The 25,027-nt window shown below is 74.1% G+C and carries 23 protein-coding genes and 2 tRNA genes; 15 read left to right on the forward strand and 10 right to left on the reverse strand.

The window, feature by feature from the left end:
* Positions 1–34: 34 nt before the first annotated feature.
* Both ACFQPP_RS05145 and def read right to left on the reverse strand, forming a co-directional pair.
* Positions 35–107 (reverse strand) — tRNA-Asn (locus ACFQPP_RS05145).
* Positions 108–175: 68 nt separating this feature from the next.
* A complete protein-coding gene (def, locus tag ACFQPP_RS05150) occupies positions 176–739 on the reverse strand; it encodes a peptide deformylase (RefSeq protein ID WP_376915481.1) in 564 nt (187 codons plus the stop codon).
* Between the two features lie 43 nt (positions 740–782).
* Here def and ACFQPP_RS05155 point away from each other — a divergent pair, with 43 nt between their 5' ends.
* The 3 genes from ACFQPP_RS05155 (at position 783) to ACFQPP_RS05165 (ending at position 3,550) form a co-directional block, all read left to right on the forward strand.
* Positions 783–1,724, forward strand: a complete 942-nt coding sequence (locus ACFQPP_RS05155; protein WP_376915482.1) for a multidrug DMT transporter permease — start codon at positions 783–785, stop codon at positions 1,722–1,724.
* The gene (locus tag ACFQPP_RS05160) at positions 1,721–3,004 is read left to right on the forward strand and encodes a glycosyltransferase (protein WP_376915483.1); all 1,284 of its coding nucleotides are present in this window, start codon (positions 1,721–1,723) and stop codon (positions 3,002–3,004) included. The genes ACFQPP_RS05155 and ACFQPP_RS05160 overlap by 4 nt, the downstream gene beginning before the upstream one ends.
* A gap of 469 nt (positions 3,005–3,473) precedes the next feature.
* Positions 3,474–3,550: transfer RNA gene (locus ACFQPP_RS05165), tRNA-Ile, on the forward strand.
* A 76-nt stretch (positions 3,551–3,626) separates the two neighbouring features.
* Here ACFQPP_RS05165 and ACFQPP_RS05170 read toward each other — a convergent pair.
* The 4 genes from ACFQPP_RS05170 to ACFQPP_RS05185 all read right to left on the reverse strand — a co-directional run bounded on the left by ACFQPP_RS05170 (position 3,627) and on the right by ACFQPP_RS05185 (position 6,008).
* Positions 3,627–3,812 (reverse strand): DUF1737 domain-containing protein, encoded by a 186-nt coding sequence (locus ACFQPP_RS05170; protein ID WP_376915484.1) that lies wholly within the window; start codon positions 3,810–3,812, stop codon positions 3,627–3,629.
* 295 nt (positions 3,813–4,107) lie between these two features.
* Entirely contained in the window at positions 4,108–4,263 is a 156-nt protein-coding gene (locus tag ACFQPP_RS05175) for a hypothetical protein (RefSeq protein ID WP_376915485.1), read from the reverse strand.
* 55 nt (positions 4,264–4,318) lie between these two features.
* Positions 4,319–5,605 carry a Y-family DNA polymerase gene (locus ACFQPP_RS05180; protein WP_376915486.1) on the reverse strand — a complete coding sequence of 429 codons (1,287 nt, stop codon included), beginning with the start codon at positions 5,603–5,605 and terminating at the stop codon, positions 4,319–4,321.
* The gene (locus ACFQPP_RS05185; RefSeq protein WP_376915487.1) at positions 5,598–6,008 is read right to left on the reverse strand and encodes a LexA family protein; all 411 of its coding nucleotides are present in this window, start codon (positions 6,006–6,008) and stop codon (positions 5,598–5,600) included. The genes ACFQPP_RS05180 and ACFQPP_RS05185 overlap by 8 nt, the downstream gene beginning before the upstream one ends.
* A 325-nt stretch (positions 6,009–6,333) precedes the next feature.
* Between ACFQPP_RS05185 and ACFQPP_RS05190 the strand changes: the two genes are divergently transcribed.
* Positions 6,334–7,614 (forward strand): LCP family protein, encoded by a 1,281-nt coding sequence (locus tag ACFQPP_RS05190; RefSeq protein ID WP_376915488.1) that lies wholly within the window; start codon positions 6,334–6,336, stop codon positions 7,612–7,614.
* A gap of 44 nt (positions 7,615–7,658) precedes the next feature.
* On the opposite strand, the gene ACFQPP_RS05195 is transcribed toward ACFQPP_RS05190, so the two are convergent.
* On the reverse strand, positions 7,659–8,690 hold the full coding sequence (locus ACFQPP_RS05195) for a hypothetical protein (protein WP_376915489.1): 1,032 nt from the start codon (positions 8,688–8,690) through the stop codon (positions 7,659–7,661).
* 77 nt (positions 8,691–8,767) lie between these two features.
* Positions 8,768–10,156, reverse strand: coding sequence for a dihydrolipoyl dehydrogenase family protein (locus tag ACFQPP_RS05200; protein WP_376915490.1), 1,389 nt, complete (start codon positions 10,154–10,156; stop codon positions 8,768–8,770).
* A gap of 157 nt (positions 10,157–10,313) precedes the next feature.
* Here ACFQPP_RS05200 and ACFQPP_RS05205 point away from each other — a divergent pair, with 157 nt between their 5' ends.
* The 4 genes from ACFQPP_RS05205 (at position 10,314) to ACFQPP_RS05220 (ending at position 14,949) form a co-directional block, all read left to right on the forward strand.
* Positions 10,314–10,949, forward strand: a complete 636-nt coding sequence (locus tag ACFQPP_RS05205; protein ID WP_376915492.1) for a TetR/AcrR family transcriptional regulator — start codon at positions 10,314–10,316, stop codon at positions 10,947–10,949.
* 76 nt (positions 10,950–11,025) lie between these two features.
* Positions 11,026–12,060: an agmatine/peptidylarginine deiminase gene (locus tag ACFQPP_RS05210; protein WP_376915494.1), complete on the forward strand. Its 1,035-nt coding sequence runs from the start codon at positions 11,026–11,028 to the stop codon at positions 12,058–12,060.
* Entirely contained in the window at positions 12,057–13,763 is a 1,707-nt protein-coding gene (locus ACFQPP_RS05215; protein WP_376915495.1) for an amidase, read from the forward strand. The genes ACFQPP_RS05210 and ACFQPP_RS05215 overlap by 4 nt, the downstream gene beginning before the upstream one ends.
* A 73-nt stretch (positions 13,764–13,836) precedes the next feature.
* On the forward strand, positions 13,837–14,949 hold the full coding sequence (locus ACFQPP_RS05220; protein ID WP_376915496.1) for an alcohol dehydrogenase catalytic domain-containing protein: 1,113 nt from the start codon (positions 13,837–13,839) through the stop codon (positions 14,947–14,949).
* Here the strand turns inward: ACFQPP_RS05220 and ACFQPP_RS05225 are convergent.
* The gene (locus tag ACFQPP_RS05225) at positions 14,946–15,884 is read right to left on the reverse strand and encodes a D-alanine--D-alanine ligase (protein ID WP_376915498.1); all 939 of its coding nucleotides are present in this window, start codon (positions 15,882–15,884) and stop codon (positions 14,946–14,948) included. The genes ACFQPP_RS05220 and ACFQPP_RS05225 overlap by 4 nt on opposite strands.
* Complete coding sequence (gene alr, locus ACFQPP_RS05230) at positions 15,875–16,996, reverse strand: alanine racemase (RefSeq protein WP_376915499.1); 1,122 nt, start codon at positions 16,994–16,996, stop codon at positions 15,875–15,877. Before alr ends, ACFQPP_RS05225 begins: the two co-directional genes overlap by 10 nt.
* A 122-nt stretch (positions 16,997–17,118) precedes the next feature.
* Here alr and ACFQPP_RS05235 point away from each other — a divergent pair, with 122 nt between their 5' ends.
* From ACFQPP_RS05235 to ACFQPP_RS05265, 7 genes are all read left to right on the forward strand, one after another.
* Positions 17,119–17,592, forward strand: a complete 474-nt coding sequence (locus tag ACFQPP_RS05235) for a T6SS immunity protein Tdi1 domain-containing protein (RefSeq protein ID WP_376915501.1) — start codon at positions 17,119–17,121, stop codon at positions 17,590–17,592.
* A gap of 55 nt (positions 17,593–17,647) precedes the next feature.
* On the forward strand, positions 17,648–18,814 hold the full coding sequence (locus tag ACFQPP_RS05240; RefSeq protein ID WP_376915502.1) for a M24 family metallopeptidase: 1,167 nt from the start codon (positions 17,648–17,650) through the stop codon (positions 18,812–18,814).
* Positions 18,811–19,995, forward strand: coding sequence for a M20 family metallopeptidase (locus tag ACFQPP_RS05245; protein WP_376915503.1), 1,185 nt, complete (start codon positions 18,811–18,813; stop codon positions 19,993–19,995). Before ACFQPP_RS05240 ends, ACFQPP_RS05245 begins: the two co-directional genes overlap by 4 nt.
* Positions 19,996–20,056: 61 nt before the next feature.
* The gene (locus ACFQPP_RS05250) at positions 20,057–21,310 is read left to right on the forward strand and encodes an FAD-dependent oxidoreductase (protein ID WP_376915504.1); all 1,254 of its coding nucleotides are present in this window, start codon (positions 20,057–20,059) and stop codon (positions 21,308–21,310) included.
* Between the two features lie 56 nt (positions 21,311–21,366).
* Positions 21,367–22,800 (forward strand): MFS transporter, encoded by a 1,434-nt coding sequence (locus ACFQPP_RS05255; protein WP_376915505.1) that lies wholly within the window; start codon positions 21,367–21,369, stop codon positions 22,798–22,800.
* Between the two features lie 166 nt (positions 22,801–22,966).
* Entirely contained in the window at positions 22,967–24,136 is a 1,170-nt protein-coding gene (locus ACFQPP_RS05260) for an SLC13 family permease (protein ID WP_376916755.1), read from the forward strand.
* A gap of 52 nt (positions 24,137–24,188) precedes the next feature.
* Positions 24,189–24,983, forward strand: coding sequence for a DUF1684 domain-containing protein (locus ACFQPP_RS05265; protein WP_376915506.1), 795 nt, complete (start codon positions 24,189–24,191; stop codon positions 24,981–24,983).
* Positions 24,984–25,027 lie beyond the last annotated feature (44 nt).

Below are 25,027 nucleotides of genomic sequence, written 5' to 3' on the forward strand. Positions count from 1 at the left end.
AAGGCCCCACCGCGAACGGTGGGGCCTCCTGCTGCTCCCCGAGATGGACTCGAACCATCAACCTGCCGGTTAACAGCCGGCTGCTCTGCCAATTGAGCTATCGAGGAATGCTGGGAACAGCCCGGCTAGCCTAGCACCGATCCGAGGTGCGCTCGCACCACGGCGTGCGCGCGGCTCACGCCTCGACGTCGTCGACGCCCGGCGTCCACGACAGTCCCGGTCGCCCGAAGCGAGCCTTCTTGATGGCCTTCTCGATCGACTTCCACTCGCGATGGTCGAGCCGGTCGGCGTAGAGGATGCCGTCGAGGTGGTCGAACTCGTGCTGGAAGATGCGGGCGAGCCAGCCGGTCGCCTCGATGCGGAACCGCTCGCCGTCGAGGCCCGTCGCCTCGAGGATGGCCGCGTGGGATCGGATGAGCGGCTCGCGCGGGCCGGGGATCGACAGGCATCCCTCCTCGTCGTCCTCGGTGACGTCGGCGATCGGCAGGGGAGCGATCCACAAGGTGGGGTTGATCGCGACGCCCGACGACTCGACGCCGTCGGCATCGGTCCACGACCACACGAAGAGCCGCAGGCCGACGCCGACCTGCGGCGCCGCGAGCCCGACGCCGGGCGCGGCATGCATGGTCTCGACCATGTCGGCCACGAGCGTGCGCAGCTCGTCGTCGACCTCCGTCACCTCGGAGGCGCGGGCGTGGAGCACCGGCTCGCCGGTGATGCGGATCGGGAGCACGGCCATGTCGCCAAGGCTATCGACGGTTGCGCGCCGGTACTGTCGAGGGGTGCGCCTGGCCGACCTCACCGATCTGACCGAGCAGATCTCGTTGACGCCGCTGCAGGCGCTCGGGATCCCGATCGCGATCGTCGGTGCGGTGGTGCTGTCGCTCGGCACCCAGTTCCAGCACCGCGGCGTCTCGCTCGTCGAGGGGTCGACGGGCCAGTCGGGCGCGACGCTCGACATGCGCCAGCTCGGCCACCTCATCCGTCGCCCGTCGTGGGTCGTCGGCACGGCGATGCTCGGCATCGCCGCGCTCATGCAGCTGTGGGCGCTGTCGCTCGCGCCGCTCATCGTCGTGCAGCCGCTCGGCGCCGTCGCGCTCGTCGTGACCGCGGTGGTCAACGCACGCGTCGCCAGGCACCGCCTCGACTCCCCGACGATCAACTCGATCCTGTTCTGCCTGGTCGGCATCGGCATCTTCGTGTCGGTCGCTGCGGTGTTCGCCGTCGAGCACCCCATCCGCGATCAGCAGCTCCTCACGGTGCTGAGCCTCCTGCTCGTCGTCGGCATCGGCCTCGGCCTCGCGTGGTGGCGCTGGCGCGACCGCGCGAGCGCGATCTTCTACGTCATCGCCGCCGGCGTGCTCTACGGCTTCGTCGTCACGCTCATGAAGATCGTGCTGAACCGCATCACCACCGGCAACTTCGAGTGGCTCACGATCGTGTGCCTCCTCGGCGTCGCGGCGGCGCTCGTGTTCGGCGGGTACTTCGTGCAGCTCGCGCACGCGTCGGGCCCGCCCGACCTCGTGATCGCCGGGCTCACGGTCGTCGACCCGCTCATCGCGGTGCTCATCGGCGTCACGGTGCTCGGCGAGGCCGCGCAGACGCCTCCGTGGGCGCTCATCGTGTTCGTGCTGGCGGGCGGGCTGGCCGTGTTCGGCGTGTTCCAGCTCGCGAGGCACCACCCCCAGCTGCAAGCCAAGACCCTCGTGGAGGACGACGAGTGACGGACCCTCTCCGCATCCTCATCACGGGCGACACGTTCGCCCCCGACGTGAACGGCGCTGCCACGTTCGCCACCCAGCTCGCCGCGGGCCTCGCCCGGCGCGGGCACGAGGTGCACGTCGTCGCGTCGGCCACGGGGCGAGGCAGGCAGGGCACGCGCATCGAGGAGCACGAGGGGGTGCGCTTCACGGTGCACCGCCTGCGCTCGCTGCGCTACCCGGGCCACGAGTGGCTGCGCTTCGCCGAGCCGTGGCGCATCGTGCAGAACGCCGGCTCCCTGCTCGACGCGCTGAAGCCCGACGTCGTGCACTTCCAGTCGCATCTCGTCGTCGGTCGCGGCTTCGCCACGGCGGCACGGGCGCGAGGCATCCGCCTCATCGGCACGAACCACATCATGTTCGAGAACCTCATGGACCACTCGAACATCCCGCGCATGGCGCAGGGCCGCATCACGGGTGCCCTGTGGGCGGATGCGGGGCGCGTCTTCGGGCGCTGCGACGCCGTGACGACGCCGACGCGGCGCAGCGCCGACTACCTCGAGCAGATGGCGGGTCTCGATCACGTGCACGCGGTCTCGTGCGGCCTGCGCGCATCCGACTACACGGTGTCGCCGAAGCGCAACCGCGGGACGATCGTGTTCGTCGGCCGCGTCACGAGCGAGAAGCGCATCGAGACGGCCGTGCGGGCGCTCGTGCGACTGCCGAAGGAGCTGGATGCGCGGCTGCAGATCGTCGGCACGGGCGACCTCGTCGACCATCTGCGAGGGCTCGCCGACGAGCTGGGCGTCGGCGACCGCGTCGAGCTGACGGGCCTCGTGTCCGCCGAGGAGCTGCGAGCGCGGCTCACGGGCGCCGAGGTCTTCGTCATGCCGTCGACGGCCGAGCTGCAGTCGATCTCCACGATGGAGGCGATGGCGTCGGGTCTGCCCGTCGTCGCGGCCGACGCGATGGCGCTGCCGCACCTCGTCGACGGCAACGGCTTCCTCTTCCGCCCCGACGACGACGCGCACCTCGCCGAGCAGCTCGAGCGAGTGCTGCGGGCGAGCGACGAGGAGTGGCTGCGCATGCGCCACCGCTCGCTGGAGATGGTCGCGCCCCACGACATCGAGACGACGCTCGACACGTTCGAGGCGCTGTACCGCGGTGAGGACGTCGCCGATCCCGTCACCGAGCTGCCGCACCTCGAGACCGAGGACGGTCGCGTCACCCTCGGTGGCGAGGTGACCGTGTCGGCCCCCGAGGGCGCGGACACGAACGTCGCCCCGGCGGACGAGTCGCGCTAGCGACCCGATCGATCTGCTGATCGGTCGGCGCCCTCGCTGCTCGGAGCGGTCGCGTCAGCAGGTCGCCCACTCCCACCGTCAAAGGGGAGGTCGTGTCGCATGACGACGACGAGCCCGACGAGCGAGGTGCAGAGGTAGGCCGCGAGCGCCCAGACGGGCGCGGCGTCGAGTCGGAGAGAGGACCCGAGCCAGCTGCCGGCGACGTCACCGAGCGCCGTCGACGCGAATCCCCAACCTACGACGCTCGCGAATCGCCGGCCGTGCGTCGTCATGCTGCGTCCTTCGCTCGCGTGGGATGACGAACGCGCGATGACGCCCGTGCGCCTGGCGGCCGTCCGATCGTCGGGACGCAGCGTAGGCGGGATGCGACGTCGCACTGGGCAGACGGGTGCGAACCGACATCTCCTGGTGACGGCGGCTGCTGTCGACGTCGGAGGTGGCGCTCACGCGCGTCGGTAGGCTCGTCGGCGGGGCGGTAGCTCAGCTGGTCAGAGCAGCGGACTCATAATCCGTCGGTCACGGGTTCAAGTCCCGTCCGCCCTACCAAGCACGCTCAGTCGAGCCTCGACGGTCGCGCCCTTCACGGTCGACTCGGTCGGGACCCACCGGACGTAGCGACCGCTCAGCGAGACTCGGTGCTCAGCATCAGCGCCTGGGCGACGATCACTCGCTCGCCATCGAACGTCGCGGCCGGCGAGCCGTGGAGGACGTACCCCTCGTCGAGGAGCGCGGACACGCGTCGACAGAACAGGGCATCGTCAGGCCCCGTCAGCAGCCGGTACGAGAGCGCGCCGTGGTCGTTCGTCATGGGTGAAGCCTAGGAGCACTGCCGTCCAGCCACGAGGCCGGTCCCGGCAGTCGCGATCGGCCCGGGTGACGAGATCCGTCGAGCAGCGCCTGCGTGATCGTCGTCGAACGCGCCGCACGCGCGCGGTCTTCGTCATGCCTGCATGGAGGCGTCTTGCTGGTGAGGCGATCGGCGCCGGCTCGCCGCATCCTGGCGTGCTCGGCAGCGAGCCGTGCGACCGCTGGGCGCTCGCCGCCCGATCCAAGCATGACGCCGCCGGCCGGGCTGACGCCCGACGCGGCGGCGGATGTCGACGCTAGACGGTGGGGGAGGCCTGCTCCTCCGGCTCCATGCCCGGGTCGTCGTCGGTCGTCGGACCGTCGGACGTCGGCTCCTCCGTCTCGGGATCGGTCGCGAAGTCGGGGTCGGATGCCGTCGGGTCGCCGATGCTGCCGCTGATGGTGTCGCTCATGCCTCGAGGCTCCTCGCCTCGAGCCACCGCCGCCAACCCCTTGCGGTGCTCGTCGTCACCTCGCGTGGACGACCGCAAGCTCGTCCCAGTGCGTCGTCGCGCGCGGCGAGAGCAGCTCGCGCCGCATCGTCCACGTGCGGCGCGCGCGCACGCCGCCGAGGCCGAGCCCGACGCTCTGCGCGCCGAAGCGGTGCACGATGTCGTCGACGACCGCGCTCGTCGTCGGCTTCGACGCGTCGGCGCCCGTGCCGAACAGGTCGAGGGCGGCGTACGCATGCTGGTCGACGAGCTCGTGCAGCGAGACGCCCGCGCGGACGTAGCGCTTGCCCGGCTCGAGCTGCGGCCCGAGGGCGGCGACGGCGGCGCGGTGCAGCACGAGGGCGTCGTCGGTCGGCTCGGGGAACGCGACCGACACGGCGTGGCTCGTGTGACCGCCGGTGCCGAACGGCGACGTCGCCGCGAAGCACGTCATCGCCTGCGCCAGCGAGCCCTGCGCGCGAGCGCGTGCCGCCGCCCGCTGCGTGTAGACCGAGAGGACCTCGACGAGCTCGGCCGTCGTCGTGATGGGCACCGCGAAGGAGCGCGAGTGCTGGATCTGGTCGCGGGTCTCCTCGACGTCCTCGAGAGGCAGGCAGTCGATGCCGCGCAGTTCGTGCACGACGCGCTCCTGCACGACGCTGAAGCGACGGCGGATGAGCGCGGCATCGGCGTCGCGGAGGTCGGCGGCGGTGAAGATGCCGAGCGGGGCGAGCCGCTTCGCCGTGCGGCGGCCGACGCCCCACACGTCGCCGACGTCGATCGAGGCGAGGATGGCGTCCTGCTGCCGCTGATCGTACGCGCCGAGGTGGCACACGCCGTCGAGCGCCGGATTCGACTTCGAGCCGCGGTTGGCGAGCTTCGCGAGCGTCTTGGTGGGGGCGATGCCGACGCTCATGGGCAGCCCGACGAACCTGCGCAGCGCGGCTCGGATGGCGTGCGCCTGCGCGATCGTCTCGGCGACGCTGCCCTCGAGGGTCACGAAGCTCTCGTCGATCGAGTACACCTCCTGGCTCGCGGCGTAGCGCGAGAGGATCTCGGCGGCACGCGCGGACATGTCGCCGTAGAGCTCGTAGTTGCTGGAGCGCGCCACGACGCCGTTCAGCCTCGCGCGATCGGCGACCGTGTGCCACGGCACGCCCATGCCGATGCCCGACGCCTTCGCCTCCTTCGAGCGCGCGACGACGCAGCCGTCGTTGTTCGAGAGGACGACGACGGGGCGCCCCTCGAGGCTCGGATCGAAGACGCGCTCGCACGAGACGTAGAAGTCGTTCGCATCGACGATCGCGACGTGCTGCTCAGACACGGTGCAGGCACCTCGTGACGACGCCCCAGATCACCAGGTCGTCCTCCGGGGTCATGACGATGGGCGGATACGCGGGGTGCTCGGCCTCGAGCGAGGTCGCGCCATCGCGCTGACGCAGCCGCTTGAGCGTGAACTCGCCATTCACGACCGCGACGACGACGGACCCGTCGTGCGCGTCGAGACCGCGGTCGACGAGCACCTCGTCGCCGTCGAAGATGCCCGCTCCCGTCATGGAATCGCCGCTGACGCGCAGCACGAACGTCGTGGTCGGGTCGCGCATGAGGTGGCGATTCAGGTCGACGGGCCCCGAGTAGTAGTCCTGCGCGGGGGAGGGGAAGCCCGCGCGCACCTCGCGCGGCGCACGCCGAACGGCACGCTCGCGGGTGCGACTCGGCTGATGCACGTGCAGACTCCCGTCGATGGATGGCCGCTCGGAAGCGTACGGGGCACCTCCGACATCCGAGCCGCAGGACCACGTCCGTCGCGCCCGAGGCCCCCGGCGACGGACGGTGACCGCGAGCGACGGCGCACCGGGCCGCATGGACGTCCGCGGCGTGACGATCGAGGCGGAGCGCACGCGATCTGGAGAAGGAGGGACGGCGCCAGTCCTCGCCGGCCGTCGAGTTGCATGCGGGCCGCGCGGACGGGAGGGTGGTTCGCGGCGCAGCACGCGTCGACGCCGCGAGGAGGGGGCACGCACCCATCCGACGACGATCGAGGAGCACGTCATGCGCAGGCCCGGACAGCCGTACGAGATCAAGCGTCGCTCGACCTACCTCGAGCCCGCGGCCGACGGCGCGGAAGGCGACGGCGGCCCTCCGACGACCCGCACCGCCGCGCGCCGACGCCGCGCCGTCTACCGTCGACGACGCATCGTCGCCTCGGTCGGCGCCGCCGCGCTCGTCGCATCCGTCGCCGTCGTCGCCTTCGTCGCGAGCACCTCGGTGCGCGTGCTCGACAACATCGGCGAGAACGCCGTCGCCCGTCCTGGCGTTGACCGCGACAAGCTCGACGCGCCGGCGTGGGACGGCGCCGTCGACCTGCTCATCATGGGATCCGACACGCGAGACGGGCAGGTCTCGGGCGACTACGGCGAGGCGAGCGGCGCCCGCTCCGACGTCATGATGCTGCTGCACGTCGCCGCCGACCGCGAGAGCGCGACGCTCGTCAGCATCCCGCGCGACACGATGCTGCCGTCACCGGAGTGCCTCACGGACGGCGGGCGCACGATCGCGGCCAGCGCCGCGGTGCAGGTGAACGGCCTCCTCGAGCACGGCCCCTACTGCTCGCTCGACGCGATGCGCGACTTCACGGGCCTCGATCTCGAGCACTTCCTCGTCGTCGGCTTCGACGGCGTCGTCGGCATCACGGAGGCGATCGGCGGCGTCGAGGTCTGCGTCGCGCACGACGTCGCCGACCCGTACTCGGGGCTGTTCCTCGACGCCGGCACCCACACGCTGGCGGGCGAGCAGGCCCTCGCGTTCCTGCGCACACGGCACGGATTCGCCGACGGCAGCGACCTCGGCCGCATCCAGGCGCAGCAGGCCTTCCTCGGCTCGCTCGCACGGTCGGTGCAGGATGCGGGCACGCTGTCGAACCCGACGGCGCTCTTCCGGCTCGCCGATGCCGCCTCGCAGGCGATCACGGTCGACGAGGCCATCGCCGACCCCGGCAGCCTCGTCGCCCTCGCGAGCACGCTCGCCGACGTCGACCTCGATCGCCTCGTCATGGTGCAGCTGCCGGTCATGCCGTACGCGCCGGACCCGAACCGCGTCGCCCCGCGCAGCGAGGAGGCCGCGGCGCTCTTCGCGGCGCTGCGCGACGACCGCCCGGTGATGCTGACGAGCGAGTCGCCGGAGGCAGCGCCGGAGGCCCATGCGCCGTCCGCTCCCGCGGAGCAGTCGACGGCGGTCCCCGAGCCCGCCGAGCCGACCGGGTCGGCTCCCGAGCCGACGCACGAGCTCGACGGGGCCGGCCAGCGAGCCGACGAGGTGCGCTGCGCCGCCTGAGTCGGGCGGGCCCTCGGGCCGCGGGGCGGCCGGCGACGCGTGCGTCAGCGGCCGCCGCAGCCGATCGTCTCGACGTCGTGCTCGACCTCGTGCGACGCGAGCAGTCGCTCGACGTCGGCGCGCAGCACCTCGGGGTCGACCGCGGGCGAGCAGCCCGCGACGTCGAGGTCGAGCAGCACCGTCATGCGCGGCACGCCGCGCGCACCCGTCGGCTCCACGCGCCATTCGAGGGTCGTGTCGAGCTCGACGTGCACGGCGTCGGGGAAGGGCAGCGCCGTGACGCGCTGGATGAGATCGGCGAGCGCGGCGGGGATCGCGGCAGGTTGCGTCGCCGTGCGCACCAGCATGCCGTCGGGCGTGCGCAGCTCGATGGCCGTCGTGCCGCCGAGCGCCGCCTCGGCGTCGGTCGCGAGCTGCTCGGCCGCCACGAGCAGCTCGAGCCCGCTCGCGGCGTCGACGGGCGCGCCGATCGTGAAGCCGTCGCCGCGGTCGTCGCCGAGCAGGATCCCGAGATGCGGCGGGCCGACCACGTCGAACTGGCCCTGCTCGTGCGATGCCGGCTCGAGATCGAGCCAGGCGCCCTCCGGAAGCCGCAGCGCGAGGCTCGCGACCGACTCGAGCTCGGCGGTCGTGACGACGCGCTCCGGCAGCAGCGGGCTCCAGCCGTCGAAGATGCGGCGCTCGGTCTGCGCCTGCACGTACTCGATCGACACGTCGTGCTCGGCGAGCCGATCGTGCTGCAGGGCGGCGCGCGCGTCGTCGAGGATGCGGGCGAGCGCTGCGGCGTCGACCGATGCGGCGACGGTGACGGTGACGGTCGCCTCGCCGTCGGAGCGATCGGTGTCGGAGACGAGTGCTCGCCGCAGCTGCCTGCGGGAGGGCACGCGCTCCTCGAGCTCCGTGGACACCGCGGCGACGCCCGGCATGGCCTCGATGCGCGTCGCAGCCTCGTCGAGCGCCGCGCGCGGCGAGCCGAGCAGCGCCTGGTGCACCGCGAGCCCGAGGCCCACCGCGACGACGACGCACACGGCGACGGCGCCGAGGATCGGCCCGCTCGGCCTCGACCGCGTCGCCATCGCGGACTCCCTCCGGGCGCGAGCACCCGCGACCCTCGGACGAGGCTACGGGGCGGGCCCGGGCGCAGCCTGAGCGCTCAGCGCGCCGCGAGCACCGCCCGCGCCGCCATGCCGATGATCGCCGAGTAGGTCGGGTACGCGAAGCGCACCTCCGCGAGGGTCTGCACTCGCACCCCGGCCGCCATGGCGGTCGTGAGCGCCTGCACGACCTCCACGGCGCTCTCGCCCGCTGCGTGCGCCCCGAGCACGGTCGAGCGCGAGCGGTCGACGACGAGCTTCAGGAAGCCCGCGTCGCGGTCGTCGATGACGGCGCGGTCGACGGCGTCGTACCGCACGGTGGCGACGACGCACTGCGGATCCCGCTCGCGCGCCTCCGCCTCGGTGAAGCCGACGCCTGCGTAGTCCGGATCCGTGAAGCCGCCCGCGGGCAGCAGCCTGTGGGGTGCGCGCACGGAGGCGCCGAGCACGGCGTTCTCGGCGGCGGCCTCGCCCTCGAACTGGGCGGCCTGCACGAGCATGTCGCGCCCGTTCGCGTCGCCGACCGCGAAGACGTGCGGCACGGAGGTGCGGAGGTACTCGTCGGCGGGGATGGCTCCGCGCTCGACGGCGATGCCTGCGTGCTCGAGCCCGAGGTCGGCGACGTCGGCGGGCCAGCCGGCCGCCATGATGACGCCGTCGACCTCGAGGGTCTCCTCCACGCCGCCGTCGACGAGCACGAGGTCGATCGCGCCGTCGTCGGTCCGCGACAGGCGCGAGACGCCGGCGATGCCACAGCGCACCGTCACGCCGCGCTCGACGAATGCCTGCGTGACCTGCTCGGAGATGTCGGCGTCGGATGCCATGAGGATGCGCGGCGCGAGGTCGAGCAGCGTGACCTGCACGCCGAAGGCGGCGAGCACCGTCGCGAGCTGCGCGCCCGTGTTGCCGCCGCCGATGACGGCGACGCGGTCGGGGAGCGAGGGGAGGGCGAGCACCTCGTCGGGGAGGATCGCGAGCTCCGCGCCGGGGATCGGCAGCCGTCGAGCGTGGCCGCCGACGCACACGAGGATGCTGTCGCCCGCGATGCGCCGGCCGCTGTCGAGCTCGACGGTGTGGGGGTCGACGAAGCGCGCCCGGCCCTCCTGCACGAGGTCGACGCCTGCGGCGGCGAAGCGCTCGGCCTCGCGCTTCATGGCGCGCACCTCGTCGACGCGGGCGTGCACGCGCTCGACGACGCCCGCCCAGTCGACCGTCACGTCGCCGACGAGGATGCCGTGCTCGTGCGCCGAGCGCGCGTCGCGGACGAGTCGCGCGGCCCGTGCGAGCACGCGCGTGGGCACGCATCCCGAGTTCACGCACGTGCCGCCGAGGCGTGCTGCCTCGAGCACGACGACGCGGGCTCCCAGGTCGGCGGCGCGCAGGGCGGCGGCGGTGCCGCCCGGCCCCGCGCCGATGACGACGACGTCGTAGCGGTCGGTCTCGGGCATCGTCGGGCTCCTCGTGGTCGCGATGCCTCCATCCTCGTCGGAGCGTCCGACAGCGGGGAAGGGCTGGCGTCGCGGGTCGCGATCCGCCATGCCCGGGCGCGACCGCGCCGCCGGCCGCTCGTCGAGCGGCGGCACGCGGTGGCTATGCTGACGCGCGATGGCAACGGACGACCGCCCCCGGCGCACGCGCAAGGCGCCCGGGGAGCGCACCGCCGAGATCCTCGCCGCCGCCATCGCGATCGCAGGCGCCGACGGGCTCGGCGCGCTCACGGTGCGCTCCGTCGCCGAGCGGGCGGGCGTGACGCAGGGTCTCGTCGCCCACTACTTCCCGTCGATGCACGAGCTCGTCGCTCGCGCGTACCGCGAGCTCGTGGGGGCGGAGGTCGCCGAGGTGCGCGCGATCGTCGCGGGGCGTCGCGATCACCGGCAGCGCATGCTCGACGTGCTCGCGACCGTGCTCGACGGCTCGCGCGAGGAGGTCACGGTGCTGTGGGTCGAGGGGTGGGCCCTCGGGCGGTCGAACGCCGCGCTGGCGGCCGCGGTGCGCGAGCAGATGGATGCCTGGCACGCGCTGCTCGCCGAGGTGATCGCCGAGGGTGCGACGGCGGGCGAGCTCGTGGTCGACGACGCGGGACGCGCGGCGTGGCAGGTGCTCGCCATCGTCGACGGCGTCAACGCGCACTCGCTCGTGCGCGAGGTCGATCCCACGTCGGCGATGGACGACGCGATGCGGGGCGTGGCGACGCTCCTCGGCCTCGAGGCGTCGTCGCCGAGCGTCGACGCCGAGCATTGACCTCGCGACGCCCACGGCGTAGCGTGCGTCGTTGAGCGCACGACCAACAGCGTTCGTCGCACGGATGGAGGAAGCCATGGCCTGGCGGATGCCCGCGGAGACCGCACCCCACGAGCGCACCTGGATGGCGTTCCCCGTCGAGGGCGTGACCCTCGGCGAGAGCGACGCGGAGCGCGAGGCCGGCTACCGCGCCTGGACCGACGTCGCGCTCGCCGTTGCCGACCTCGAGCCCGTCACGATGGTCGTCGACCCCAGCGAGCTCGCTCGCGCCCGCCGCATGCTCGGCTCGGCCGTCGAGGTCGTCGAGGCGCCGCTCGACGAGTTCTGGATGCGCGACTTCGGCCCGACGTTCGTCGTCGACGACGAGCGCCCCGGGGTGCTGGGCGCCGTCGACTGGATCTTCAACGGCTGGGGATCGCCCGACTGGGCCAACGCGGCCCTGTCGAACGAGATCGCACGGATCGTCGGCGACATGGTGGACGCGGAGATCGTGTCGTCGGTGCTCGTCAACGAGGGCGGCGGCATCCACGTCGACGGCGAGGGCACCGTGCTCGTCACCGAGACCGTGCAGCTGGGCGACGAGCGCAACCCGCACGCCGACGCGGCGCGCGTCGAGGCGGAGCTCGCGCGCACGATCGGCGCGACGCACGCCGTGTGGCTGCCGCGTGGCCTCACGCGCGACTACGACCGCTTCGGCACGAAGGGGCACGTCGACATCGTCGCGACCATCCCGTCGCCCGGCCGGCTCCTCCTGCACCAGCAGCGCGACGCCGCGCATCCCGACCACGTCGTGACCGCCGAGCTGCGCGCGATGCTCGCCGAGCAGACCGACGCCGCCGGCCGTCGCTTCGAGATCGTCGACCTGCCCGCGCCCGAGACGCTGCGCGACGACGAGGGCTTCGTCGACTGGAGCTACGTGAACCACCTGGTGACGAACGACGGCGTCGTCGCCTGCGGCTTCGGCGAGCCGCGGGCCGACGACGAGGCGCGCGCGATCCTCGAGGACGCCTACCCGGGTCGCCGCGTCGTGACGGTCGACGCACGCGAGATCTTCGCGCGCGGCGGCGGCATCCACTGCATCACGCAGCAGCAGCCGGCGGTCGGCCGGTGAGCGTCGACGTCGTCGAGGCGACGATCGCCGAGCTGCGCGGTGCGCTCGAGCGCGGCGAGACGACGGCGGTCGAGCTCGTCGAGGCGTACCTCGCGCGCATCGACGCGTACGACGCGCCCGGCACCGCGACGGCGCTCAACGCCGTCGTCGTGCGCAACCCGGATGCGCTCGCCGAGGCGGAGGCGGCGGATGCGCGACGCGCGGCGGGCGCCGTGCTCGGGCCGCTCGACGGCATCCCGTACACCGCGAAGGACTCCTACCTCGTGCGCGGGCTCACCGCCGCGGCCGGCAGCCCGGCCTTCGCGCACCTCGTCGCGCAGCGCGACGCGTTCACGATCGAGCGGCTGCGGGCGGGCGGCGCCATCTGCCTCGGCCTCACGAACATGCCGCCCATGGCCAACGGCGGCATGCAGCGCGGCCTCTACGGTCGCGCCGAGAGCCCGTACTCGTCCGACTGGCTGCCCGCGCCGTTCGGCTCGGGCTCGTCGAACGGCTCGGGCACGGCGACCGCGGCGAGCATGGCGGCGTTCGGGCTCGGCGAGGAGACGTGGTCGAGCGGCCGCGGGCCGGCGTCGAACGGTGCGCTCTGCGCGTACACGCCGTCGCGGGGCGTCATCTCGACGCGCGGCAACTGGCCGCTCGTGCCCACGATGGACGTCGTCGTGCCGCATGCGCGCACGATGGCCGACCTCCTCGAGGTGCTCGACGTCGTCGTCGCCGACGACCCCGAGACGCGCGGCGACCTGTGGCGCACGCAGCCGTGGGTGCCGATCCCGGCGGCGTCGACGATCCGTCCCGGCTCCTACGTCGCGCTCGCCCGAGACGCGGGCGCGCTCGCAGGGGCGACGATCGGCGTGCCGCGCATGTACGTCGGCACCGACCCCGACGCGGGCTCGAACCCCGATGGCGGCATCGGCGGCGCGACCGGCAGGCCCATCCGCCCGCGGCCGTCGTCGCTCGAGCTGTGGGCCGCGGCGCGCGCCGATCTCGAGGCGGCGGGCGCGACGGTCGTCGAGGTCGACCTCCCGGCGGTCACGAACTACGAGGGCGACCGCGCGGGGGCGCCCACGATCGCGACGCGCGGCCTCGTGAGCCCCGAGTACCTGCGGCGCGAGATCCTCGACCTGTCCGCATGGGCGTGGGAGGACTTCCTCGACGCGAACGGCGACCCCGCGCTGCGCACCCTCGCGGGCGTCGACGGCGCCACCATCTTCCCGCCGCCGCCCGGCGCGCTGCCCGACCGCTACGACGGCTTCGCCGACGACCTGCCGCACTATCCGGCGTGGGTGGCCGCGAACCCGGGTGCCTCGTGGCGCGACATGCCCGAGCTCGAGGGGGGCATGCGAGGGCTCGAGGAGACCCGCCGCATCGACCTCGAGGCGTGGATGGATGCGCTCGGCCTCGACGCCGTCGTCTTCCCCGCCGTCGCCGACGTCGGGCCCGCCGACATGGACGTCGACCCCGCCTCCGCCGATGCGGGCTGGGCGAACGGCGTGTGGGTGGCGAACGGCAACCTCGCCATCCGCCACCTCGGCATCCCGACCGTGACGGTGCCGATGGGCACGATGGCCGACATCGGCATGCCCGTCGGCCTCACGTTCGCGGGTCGCGCCTACGACGACACCGCGCTGCTGAGGCTCGCGGCCGCGTTCGAGGCGACGGGCGACCGGCGCAGCGAGCCGCCGCGCACGCCGCGGCTCTGAGCGGGGCCCGCGCGCCGAGGCTCGGTGCGCACGCCCCGAGCGCGAGCGCGCAACCGCTGGCAGACTCGGGCGCATGACGACGACGTCCATCCGCGGAGCCGTGCTGCACGAGATCGGAGCCGAGCGCCCGTACGCCCTGTCGCGTCCGCTGCGGGTCGAGACGCTCGAGCTCGCCGCACCCGGGCCCACCGAGGTGCTCGTGCGCATCGAGTGCGCTGGCCTGTGCCACTCCGACCTCTCGGTCGTGAACGGCGACCGCGCCAGGCCCGTGCCCATGCTGCTCGGCCACGAGGCCGCCGGCATCGTCGAGGAGGTCGGCGCCTCGGTGCCCGCGCTCGCGGTCGGCGACCGCGTCGTGATGACGTTCCTGCCGCGCTGCGGCGAGTGCAGGGGATGCGCGTCGGGCGGCGCGAGCCCGTGCGAGCGCGGCTCGGCGTCGAACGCGGCGGGCACGCTGCTCTCGGGCGAGCGGCGCCTCGCGATGGGCGGCGAGCCCGTGCACCATCACCTGGGCGTCTCGGGCTTCGCGACCCATGCGGTCGTCGACCACCGCTCCGTCGTGCGCGTCGACGCCGACGTGCCGGCCGACGTCGCCTCGCTCCTCGGCTGCGCCGTGCTCACGGGAGGCGGTGCGGTGCTCAACGCCGCGCGGCCCGAGCCCGGCTCGACGATCGCGGTCGTCGGGCTGGGCGGCGTGGGCATGGCGGCGGTGCTCGTCGCCCTCGGCCTGCCGGACGTCGAGGTCGTCGCCGTCGATCCCGTGCCCGAGAAGCGCGCGCTCGCCGAGCGCCTCGGCGCGCGTGCGGCGACGGCGGACGAGCTCGCCGACGCGACGGAGCGCTTCGCCTGCGTCGTCGAGGCGGCGGGAGCGATCCCGGCGCTCGAGGCCGCCGTCGCGCTCACGGCGCCCGGCGGTCGCACCGTCACGGTGGGCCTGCCGCATCCGGGCGCCCGCCTCTCCCTGTCGCCGACGGCGCTCGTCGGCGAGGGCAGGTCGCTCGTGGGCAGCTACCTCGGCTCGGCGGTGCCGTCGCGCGACATCCCGCGCTATGCCGCGATGTGGCGCGCGGGCGACCTCGACGTCGGCGTGCTCGTGTCGAGCCGCATCGGCCTCGACGACGTCGCGAGCGGCATGGATGCGCTCGCCTCGGGCGCTGCGCTGCGCCAGATCGTCGAGCTCGGCTAGACGACCTCGAGCGCCCCCGCCGCGCCGCGCACGAGCCCGTCGACCAGCTCCTCGAACGGCACGCCCGCATGCGCGAGCATCCGGGGCAGCTGGCTGCGCGCCGTCATCCCGGGCATGGTGTTGACCTCGTTGCAGACGAGGCGCTCGCCGTCGACGAACCAGTCGACGCGCGCGAGGCCTCGGCAGCCGAGCGCTGCGAAGACCCGCACCGACTCGGCCTCGATGCGGGCGCGCACGGCGGGGGAGAGCCGAGCAGGCAGCACGAACGGCGGCTCGCCTCCGTACTTCGCGGCGGCGTCGAACACGCCGCCGGGCTCGCGGACGATCTCGAGCGGCGACCCGACGCGCACGACGCCGCCCAGCTCGACGACGGCGACGTCGACCTCCATGCCGCCCGAGTAGCGCTCGACGAGCCTCGGCCCCGCGGCGCACGCCGCCGCGACCTCCGCGGCCGTCCATGCGACGAGCAGCCCGACGCTCGACCCGTCGGCGAGCGGCTTCACCACGACGGGCGCGCCGAGCGCGGCCATCGCCGCGGCCGCCTCGACCGGGGTCGCGACGACGCGACCGTCGACGGTCGCGACGCCGTACGCCGCGAGCACGGCCTTCGTGACGTCCTTGCGCATGCACACGGCGCTCGCCTCGACGCCGCAGCCGACGTACGGCACCCCGAGCGTCGCGAGGAACCCCTGCAGCGTGCCGTCCTCGCCTCCGACGCCGTGCAGCGCGGGGAAGACGACGTCGACGTCCGCGAGCGCGGCGACGAGCTCGGGATGCGCGTGCACCACGCCGCCGACCGTCCACGACCCGTCCCGACCGATGGTCGCCCGCACGACGTCGTGCCGTGTCGCCAGCGCCTCCGCCACGGCGGCCGCGCTCGCGAGCGACACGTCGTGCTCGTTCGACGCACCTCCGCCCACCACCATCACGCGCATGCCGCACCTCCCGTGAACGACCGCTGCCACCTGGAACCGAGGTGCGTCACGATGTCGTGCGCGATCGTGCCCGACCACGACGCCCAGTCGCCGAGCGTCGGCGCCGCCGGCTCGGTGCCCACGATCGTGACGGGCTCGCCGGGCTCGACCCCCGCGTCGCCGACGTCGACGACCACCTGATCCATCGACACCGCACCGACGACCCGTGCGCGGCGTCCGCGCACGAGCACCTCGGCGCGGCCGGAGGCGACGCGCGGGATGCCGTCGGCGTAGCCGACCGGGATGGTCGCGAGGCGCGTGCGTCGGTCGGCCACCCAGGCGTGGTCGTAGCCGACGCCCGTGCCCGCTGCGACGTCGCGCACGACGACGGCGGGCGCGGCGAGTCCGACGACGGCTGCGAGCGCGTCGCCGCCGGCCGGGTCGATGCCGTAGAGGCCCGCACCGACGCGCACGAGCTCGTACTCGGTGCCGATGCCGCGCAGCGCCGCCGCCGTCGCCGCGACGTGCCGCACCTGCGGCACGAAGCCGCGACGCGACGCCGCGCGCACGGCGTTGTCGAAGAGCATGCGCTGCGTGCGGTTGCGCGGGTCGAGCGGGTGCGCCGCGTGGCTCAGGTGCCCCATGACGCCGACGGGCTCGACGACGCCCATGCGGGCGAGGGCGCCGGCGAACGTCGCGAGCTCGCGCCACGCCTCCCTCGGCGCACCGTCGCGGGCGATGCCGAGGTCGACGTGCAGGTGCACGCGCGCGCGCTTGCCGGTCGCTCGTGCGGCGGCCACGACGGCGCGCAGATGCGCGAGCGATGGCACGGCCACGTCGACGCCGGCCGCGACGGCCGGGTCGAAGTCGGCGGCGGGGGAGGCCAGCCAGGCGAGCGTGCGCGCGCCCGTGCGCCGTCGCAGCGCCACCGCCTCGTCGAGCGACGTCGTGCCGAGCCAGTCCGCGCCGTTGGCGAGCAGGTGCGCGGCGACGTCGCCGTGCCCGAAGGCGTCGGCCTTCACGACGGCGACGAGACCGCGAGCGCCGCGGCGGATGGTGCGGGCGTTGGCGGCGAGGGCGTCGAGGTCGACGCGCAGCTGCGGCGACGCGATGCGGGTGGTGACGGTGGGCATGCTCCCACCCTCCGCCGCTGGCGCATGCGTCGTCGTCGGCCGCGAGGCCGGTCGCCGTCATCCCAGCGGATGATCCACGAGGCTGCACGAGCCGTCCAGGCTCGGCACGTAGCGTCGCGTGCATGACGTCGCAGTGGCTCGCCGACCTGCCCGGATGGGCGCCCTTCACCTTCGCATCGGAGCCGGCGCCCACCGCCGAGATGCTGCCGCAGTGGCCGCGCATGCACGAGCCGTACCCGCTGGTGCACGGCTACTCGCGGCTCGGCCACGTCATCCTCTCCGACGAGGCGCAGCGTCGCTTCGCCGTGCTGTACCCGCTGCAGGGCGGCTCGAAGGGCTACGAGGCGGCGTCGCTCGACGAGTTCCGCCGCACCGTCGTCGACGACGTGGGCTTCCAGTCGTTCGTCTTCCCCAGCCCGCTCGTGCGCGCGGTCGTCGAGCGGCTCGGCCCCATCGATGCGGGGTCGGTCTACTACCCGGTGCCCTACCCGATGCTCGGCGGCTCCGGCGCGCCCGAGACGTACTCGTCGGGCGACGTGTGGGTGTTCCTCGACATCGTCGGGCAGCTGTGGATGCGCACGCCGCCGCAGGGCTGACGGGCGTCCGCCCCGCGCACGGGTAGCGTGGCCGCACACCGCCGAGGGGAGCCGCATGCCATTCGCGACCGACGAGCTCGCAGCCAGACTCGACGCCGTGCGGCAGCGCATGGCCGCCGCCGACCTCGATGCGCTCGTGGTCGCCGATCCGGCGAACATCCACTACCTCGCGGGCTACGACGCCTGGTCGTTCTACATGCCGCAGCTGCTGCTCGTCACCCACGACGAGGAGCCCGTCCTCGCGCTGCGCGCCATGGACGCGAACGGCGCGCACCGCACGGCGCGGCTGGCCGCGTCGCGCATCCTCGGGTATCCGGAGACGTGGGTGCACCAGCCGGACCGCCATCCGTTCTCCTGGATCGTGGATGCGCTGCGCGAGCGGGGCCTCGTGCAGCCGGGTCGCGTCGGCTACGAGGCCGAGGCGCACTTCCTCACGGTGCGATCGTTCCTCGCGCTGCAGGCGGCCGCGCCGGAGTGGACGCTCGTCGACGCCGAGCAGCTCGTCAACTGGGCGCGGCTCGTGAAGAGCCCTGCCGAGCTCGAGCGCATGCGCGCGGCCGGTCGCGTCTGCACCGCGGCGATGCTCGCGGGCTTCGAGGCCGTGAGGCCCGGGATGGGGCAGCACGAGCTCGCGGCCGTCGTCGCGCACGCGCAGGCCACGGGCGTCGACGGCGTCGCGGGCGACTACCCGGCGATCGTGCCGATGCTGCCCACGGGCGAGTCGGCGGACACGCCCCACATGACGTACTCGGGCCGCGTGCTCGAGGCGGGCGAGGCGGTGTCGTTCGAGATCGCGGGCGTCTCCGAGCGCTACCACGCGCCGCTCGCGCGCACCGTGTCGCTCGGGGAGCCGTCTCGCGAGCTGCGCGCCCTCGCATCCGTCACGGCCGACGGCCTCGACCTCGTGCTCGACGCGATGACGCCGGGCCGCACGCTCGCCGAGGTGCACGGCCTCTGGCAGGCCCACCTCGCGCGGGCGGGCTACGAGAAGGCGTCGCGGCTCGGCTACTCGATCGGCATCGGCTACCCGCCCGACTGGGGCGAGCACACGGTGTCGGTGCGCGGCGACGACGAGACGGTGCTGCAGCCGGGGATGACGCTGCACGTCATCGCGGGCATGTGGCTGACGGGATCGGGCTGCGAGCTGTCGGAGTCGGTGGCCGTCACCGAGTCGGGCATCGAGCTGCTCACGCACGTCCCGCGCGAGCTGGTGGTGCGATGACGCGCGACGCCGACGTCGAGCGGGCGCTCGCGCTCGTCGACGAGGCGACGATCGTCGCCGACGCGTCGAGCCTCATCCTCGCGCCGAGCGAGAACCCCGGCGGCACCGAGGCGCGGGCGGCACGCGCGCTCGCCGCCATCGCGTCGCGGCTCGGCGGTCGCGTCGCGCTGGAGGAGGCTGCGCCGGGCCGCCCGAACGCGTCGGTGCGCTTCGGGCCGGACGTCGACGCCTCCGGTTCGGCGGGCCTGCTCTTCCTCGGCCACAGCGACGTGGTGCCCGCAGGCCCCGGGTGGACGCGCGATCCGTTCGCGCCCACGGTCGTCGACGGCACCCTCGTGGGTCGCGGCGCCACCGACATGAAGGGCGGCCTGGCAGCCGTGCTGCAGGCGCTCGCGGCCGTGCACCGCATCCGCCCGGACGTGCCGCTCGAGCTGCTCGTCACGGCGGACGAGGAGGACCTCGCGCTCGGCATGGCGGCGCAGCTGCGGCACCCGCCGCGCCCGTACCTCGCGTGCATCGTCGCCGAGCCCACCGACCTCGCGACCGTCGTCGCGTGCCGCGGCGCGTCGAACCACGAGATCGTCGTGCACGGTCGCGCCGCGCACGCAGGCAGGCCCGAGGACGGCGCGTCGGCGATCGCCGGCGCGGCAGCCGTGGTCGACGCGATCCTCGCCGACCACGCCGCGCTGCGCGCCGGAGCCTCGGGACTGCTCGGATCGGCCTCGTGGAGCGTGGGCCGCATCGACGGCGGCCATGCGACGTCCATCGTGCCCGACCGCTGCACGCTGCTCGTCGACCGGCGGCTGCTGCCGGGCGAGGATGCCGGCACCGTGCTGCAGGCGCTGCTCGCCGAGGTGCGGCCGCGCGTCGAGTCGCTGGGCTGCACCGTCGAGGGCGCCACGCTCATGGCGATGCCCGGCTTCACGACCGATGCGGCGCATCCGCTCGTCGACGCCGCCGTCGCCGCGCTCGCTGCCGAGGGGCGCACGAGTCGCGTGGAGGTGTGGACGGCCGCATGCGAGGGCGGCTTCGTCGCCGAGCATCACGGCTGCCCGACCATCATCCTCGGCCCGGGCGACATCACGGGGCAGGCGCATCAGCCCGACGAGCACGTGCGCATCGCCGACCTCGGCACGGCGGCGCGCGCGTACGTGCGGCTCGCGATGGCGCTCGCCGGCTGAGGTCGTGCGAGCGCCTGTCCACCCCTCCCGCCGCGTCGCCGGCTGCCCGTAGCGTCGGAGCATGGATCGCCACGACGTCATCGTGCTCGGCGCCGGCCTCGCCGGCCTCCGCGCTGCCGTGCGCCTCACCCGCTCGGGGCTCGACGTCGTCGTCCTCGAGGCGTCCGACGCCGTCGGTGGTCGGCAGCGCACCGATGCCGTCGACGGGTTCCTGCTCGACCGCGGCTTCCACGTGCTGAACCCCTCGTACCCGGCGATCGAGCGGTGGGTCGACGTCGACGGCCTCGACCTGCGCCGCTTCCCGGTGGGCGTGCGGGTGCGACGCGAGGGCGGCCTCGCCGAGCTCGCCCATCCGCTGCGCCATCCGTCGAGGATCGGCGCGACGCTCGCGAGCGGCCTGCTCGACCCGCGCGAGCTCGCCGCGCTCGCCGCGTGGGCAGGTCCCGCGATCGTCGACCCGCGAGGCACGATCCGTGCGGCCGCCGCGGGCGACGACGCGACCCTCGCCGAGGCGTGGGAGCGGGGGCACGTGCACGGGCCGCTGCGCCGCGAGGTGCTCGAGCCCTTCCTCGCGAGCGTCGTCGCCGACGGCGCGGGCACGACCTCGGATGCGTTCGTGCGGCTGCTCGTGCGCATGTTCGCGCTCGGCCGCCCCGGGTTGCCCGCTCGCGGCATCCAGGCCCTTCCCGAGCAGCTGTCGGCCGGCGCGCGCGACGACGGCGCCGAGCTGCGCCTCGACCGTCGGGCGGTGCGCGTCGCGCGCGAGGGCGCGGGCGTGCGGGTCGACGTCGCGGGCGGCGACGCCGTGCACGCGGACGCCGTGGTCGTCGCCGTCGGCCCGGAGGCCGTCGCCGGCCTCGTCGACGTGCCCGCGCCCGCGACCCGCGGCCTGCAGACGTGGTGGTTCGACGCACCCGCATCGCCGACGCGCTCGCGCATGCTCCACGTCGACGGCACGCGCTCGGGGCCCGTGCTGCACTCGACGGTCGTCTCGGGCTCGGTGCCGACGTACGCGCCCGCCGGCAGGTTCCTCGTCGAGGCGACGTGCCTGCTCGGCGATGCGGTCGAGTCCGACGTGCGGGCGCAGCTGCGCCGCATCTGGGGCGTGGAGGTGGATGCGTGGCGCCTGCTGCGTCGCGACGACGTGCGTCATACGCTGCCGGCCGAGCTGCCGCCGCTCGCGGTCGCTGCCCCCGCTCGCGTGGCCGACCGCACCTACGTGGCTGGTGACCACCGAGACACCGCGTCGATCCACGGGGCCCTCGTGTCCGGGGATCGGGTCGCTCGGGCGGTGCTGGCCGACCTCGGCGCCTGAGCACCCCGGTCGAGGCCGCCCGCGCGGGTGTCGGCGGTGCGGCCTATGCTCCCACCATGAGCGAGCCCATCCCCGGCGACGCAGCCCCCCGCCCCTCCACGACGAACCCCGAGGTGCCGGCCGACGGCATGCGCCGCTTCGGGCACGTGCTCGTCAACACGCTCGTCGCCAACGTCACGACCAGCTTCCTCTGGTTCGCGCTCACGTTCTGGGTCTACCTCGAGACGCGCTCGGTGCTCGCGACGGGCATCATCGGCGGCGCGTACATGCTCCTCGTGGCGATCTTCGCCATGCTCTTCGGCACGATCGTCGACCGCCATCGGAAGCATCGCGTCATGGTGCTCTCGAGCGTCGTGACGCTCGCGGCGTTCTCCGTGGCGGGCGTGCTCTACCTGCTGTTCCCCGAGGCGGCGCTGCTCGACGTCGGCGGCCCCTGGTTCTGGCTCTTCTCCGGCATCATCCTGTTCGGCGCCGTCGTCGAGAACATGCGCAACATCGCGCTGTCGACCACGGTCACGCTGCTCGTGCCCGAGCAGCGCCGCGTCAACGCCAACGGCCTCGTCGGCACGGTGCAGGGCGTCGCGTTCATGATCACGAGCGTCTTCTCCGGCCTCGCGATCGGCCTCCTCGGCATGGGCATCACGCTCGGCATCGCCATCGTCGCGACGGGCGTGGCGCTCGCGCACCTCGCGTTCGTCCGCATCCCCGAGGCGCAGCCCGAGCACGACGCCGAGGGCGGCGGCGCGGTCGACGTGCGCGGCGCCATCCGGGCGGTGCGCGCCGCGCCCGGCCTGTTCGCGCTCATCGTCTTCTCCACGTTCAACAACCTCATCGGCGGCGTCTACATGGCGCTCATGGATCCCTACGGGCTCGAGCTCTTCCCCGTCGAGCTGTGGGGCGTCGTGCTCGGCGTCGCGTCGACGGGCTTCATCGTCGGCGGTGCCGTCATCGCCAAGACGGGCCTCGGTCGCAATCCCATCCGCACCATGCTGCTCATCGTCGTCGGCATGGGCATCCTCGGCGCCCTCTTCACGATCCGCGAGTGGTGGCTGCTCTACGCCGTCGGCATCTGGATGTGGATGGCCCTCGTGCCCGCCGTCGAGGCCGCCGAGCAGACGGTCATCCAGAAGGTCGTGCCGTTCCAGCGCCAGGGTCGCGTCTTCGGGTTCGCGCAGGCGTTCGAGTCGGCCGCCGCACCCGTGACGTCGTTCCTCATCGCACCCATCGCCGAGTTCGCGATCATCCCGTACATGGAGGGCGCGGCGGGGCGGGCGACGTTCGGCTGGCTGCTCGGCGACGGCTCGGCCCGCGGCATCGCGCTCGTGTTCCTCGTCGCGGGGCTCGCGACGGTGCTGCTCGGCGTCGGCGGGTTCCTCACGCGCTCCTACCGGGTGCTGTCCTCGCAGTACGCGGGGCAGCGGGCCTCGGTCGCGGTCGCCGATGCCGATGGGGTCGAGCCAGCGGCCGAGCAGGTCGACCCGCGCCGCTGACGCGCACCCACGCGCCGCTCGTGCGGGGCGTGCACGCCGCCCGCAGGCCACCTGCGCTCGTGCGACGCGGCCGTGCGCGCCGCGGGTGGCGGGCGGGCATACGATGCGAGACGTGCCCGACGACGTCCAGCACGTCGGCAGGGCACGGCAGCCCCTGCACGAGCGGCTGCGCGACCTGCCGTGGATCGGCATCGCCGGAGCCGTGCTCGTCGCGATCGGTGGCGTGCTGCTCGCCACGGGGGTCCTGCCGCTCGATGCGGCCCTCGGCATCGGCGAGCGCACGTGGCCCGTGCTGCTGTTCGTCGTCGCGGCGACGATCGTCGCCGAGCTCGCGGCCGCGGCGGGCGTCTTCCACGCCATCGCCGAGCGGCTCGGCGCCCTCGGCCTGGGGCGCGCGTGGGTCGTGTGGCTGCTCGTGCTCGCCCTCGCCGCCGTCGCGACGATCCTGCTGTCGCTCGACACGACCGCCGTCCTGCTGACGCCGGTCGTCGTGCTGCTCGCGCGGCACCTGCGCCTCGACCCGCTGCCGTTCGCGCTCACGACCGTGTGGATCGCGAACACGGGCTCGCTGCTGCTGCCCGTGTCGAACCTCACGAACCTCCTCGCGCAGCACTCCCTGGGCCTTCCGCCGGCGGCGTTCGCCGCGCTCATGGCTCCGGCCGCGATCGTCGGCATCGTCGTGCCCGCCGTCGTCGTCGCCATCGCGCATCGGCGCAGCCTCGCCGCCCGGTTCGAACGGCAGCCCGTCGAGCCCGAGCCCGACCGCATCCTCACGGTCGGCGCGGGCGTCGTCGTGGCGCTGCTCGTGCCCGCGCTCGTCAGCGGCGTCGAGGTGTGGATCCCCGCGTCGGTCGCCGCGGCGCTGCTCGTCGTGCTCGTCGCCGTGCGACGCCCGCGTGCGCTGCGACCGAGCCTCGTGCCGTGGCAGATCGTGCTGCTCGCCGTCGGCCTCTTCCTCGTCGTCGAGACCCTGCACGCGCGCGGCCTCGCCTCGCTGCTCGAGCCGATCGTCGGCACGGGCGACGGCCTGGGCGATCTGCTGCGCCTCGCGGGCGCGGGCGCGCTGCTCGCGAACGGCGTCGACAACCTGCCCGCCTACCTGGCGCTCGAGCCGCTCGCGACCGACGCGATCCGCATGGCGTCGCTGCTCGTCGGCGTCAACGCGGGCGCGCTCGTGACGCCATGGGCGTCGCTCGCGATCCTGCTGTGGCACGACCGGCTCGCCGCGATGGGCGTGCGCGTGTCGTGGGCTCGATACATGCTGCTGAGCCTCGTCGTGGCGCCCGCCGCGGTCGCACTCGGCGTCGTCGCGCTCTGGCTCGTGCACGCGCGCTGAGCGCCGGGGGAGCGTGCGCGGACGTCGTCGGCGACGGTCCTAGGGTGGATGCATGAGCTCCGAGCAGGACCACGCAGCCTTCCGGCGCCGTCGTGAGCAGAGCGTGCAGACGGCGCAGGGCGCCCTCGCGCTCGTGACGACGGCATGGATCACCGAGCCCACGACGATCGAGGGCGTGCCGGGCACGTGGGCGCCGACGCCCGCGGGCGACGGCGTCGCCCTCACCGCGTCCGCTGCCGACGACGTCACGGTCGACGGCCGCGTCGTCGACGGCACGGTCGTCGTGCATCCGCACGACGGCATGACGCCGAGCCGCGTGCGCTTCGACGACACCCGCACCGCCTTCGTGCTGACGCGGGCCGAGGGCGTCGGCGTGCGCGTGTGGGATGCGGAGTCCGACGCCATCGCTCGCTTCCAGGGCTTCGCCGCATACGACCACGACCCGGCATGGGTGCTCGAGGGCACCTTCGAGCCTGCCGCCTCCGCGCTCGAGGCGACCGTAGGGCGCAGCCAGGGTGGCGAGCGCGTCGAGCGCATGGCGGGCACCGTGCATCTGCGTCACGACGGACACGACCTCGCGCTGCTGGCGCTGCCGGACGGCGATGCGCTGCAGATCGTCTTCGCCGATGCGACGACGGGCGACGAGACGTACGGCGTCGGCCGCTTCCTCTTCGTGCGCCCGCGCCGCGACGGCTCGGTCGAGCTCGACCTCAACCGCGCCGTCGTGCCGCCGTGCTCCATGAGCGACCAGTTCAACTGCCCGCTGCCGCCTGCGCAGAACCGCCTGCCGTTCGCCGTGCGCGCGGGCGAGCAGCGCCCCGTCTTCGCGGAGTCCTCCGCCACCTGAGCCGCCTCCCGCGATGCGGCCTCGCCGCACCGGCTTGTCCTCCT

Origin of the sequence: Agrococcus sp. GCM10030265, from assembly GCF_042666675.1 — a bacterium.
Taxonomy (GTDB): Bacteria; Actinomycetota; Actinomycetes; order Actinomycetales; family Microbacteriaceae; genus Agrococcus.

Bases quoted from the DNA above. Each gene is read 5' to 3' on its own strand.
- ACFQPP_RS05200 (WP_376915490.1), bottom strand. From the start codon at position 10,156: ATGCCCGAGACCGACCGCTACGACGTCGTCGTCATCGGCGCGGGGCCG.
- def (WP_376915481.1), bottom strand. From the start codon at position 739: ATGGCCGTGCTCCCGATCCGCATCACCGGCGAGCCGGTGCTCCACGCC.
- ACFQPP_RS05225 (WP_376915498.1), bottom strand. From the start codon at position 15,884: ATGCGCGTGATGGTGGTGGGCGGAGGTGCGTCGAACGAGCACGACGTG.
- ACFQPP_RS05210 (WP_376915494.1), top strand. From the start codon at position 11,026: ATGGCCTGGCGGATGCCCGCGGAGACCGCACCCCACGAGCGCACCTGG.
- ACFQPP_RS05205 (WP_376915492.1), top strand. From the start codon at position 10,314: ATGGCAACGGACGACCGCCCCCGGCGCACGCGCAAGGCGCCCGGGGAG.
- alr (WP_376915499.1), bottom strand. From the start codon at position 16,996: ATGCCCACCGTCACCACCCGCATCGCGTCGCCGCAGCTGCGCGTCGAC.
- ACFQPP_RS05255 (WP_376915505.1), top strand. From the start codon at position 21,367: ATGAGCGAGCCCATCCCCGGCGACGCAGCCCCCCGCCCCTCCACGACG.
- ACFQPP_RS05220 (WP_376915496.1), top strand. From the start codon at position 13,837: ATGACGACGACGTCCATCCGCGGAGCCGTGCTGCACGAGATCGGAGCC.
- ACFQPP_RS05175 (WP_376915485.1), bottom strand. From the start codon at position 4,263: ATGAGCGACACCATCAGCGGCAGCATCGGCGACCCGACGGCATCCGAC.
- ACFQPP_RS05190 (WP_376915488.1), top strand. From the start codon at position 6,334: ATGCGCAGGCCCGGACAGCCGTACGAGATCAAGCGTCGCTCGACCTAC.
- ACFQPP_RS05245 (WP_376915503.1), top strand. From the start codon at position 18,811: ATGACGCGCGACGCCGACGTCGAGCGGGCGCTCGCGCTCGTCGACGAG.
- ACFQPP_RS05235 (WP_376915501.1), top strand. From the start codon at position 17,119: ATGACGTCGCAGTGGCTCGCCGACCTGCCCGGATGGGCGCCCTTCACC.
- ACFQPP_RS05195 (WP_376915489.1), bottom strand. From the start codon at position 8,690: ATGGCGACGCGGTCGAGGCCGAGCGGGCCGATCCTCGGCGCCGTCGCC.
- ACFQPP_RS05265 (WP_376915506.1), top strand. From the start codon at position 24,189: ATGAGCTCCGAGCAGGACCACGCAGCCTTCCGGCGCCGTCGTGAGCAG.
- ACFQPP_RS05250 (WP_376915504.1), top strand. From the start codon at position 20,057: ATGGATCGCCACGACGTCATCGTGCTCGGCGCCGGCCTCGCCGGCCTC.
- ACFQPP_RS05240 (WP_376915502.1), top strand. From the start codon at position 17,648: ATGCCATTCGCGACCGACGAGCTCGCAGCCAGACTCGACGCCGTGCGG.
- ACFQPP_RS05170 (WP_376915484.1), bottom strand. From the start codon at position 3,812: ATGACGAACGACCACGGCGCGCTCTCGTACCGGCTGCTGACGGGGCCT.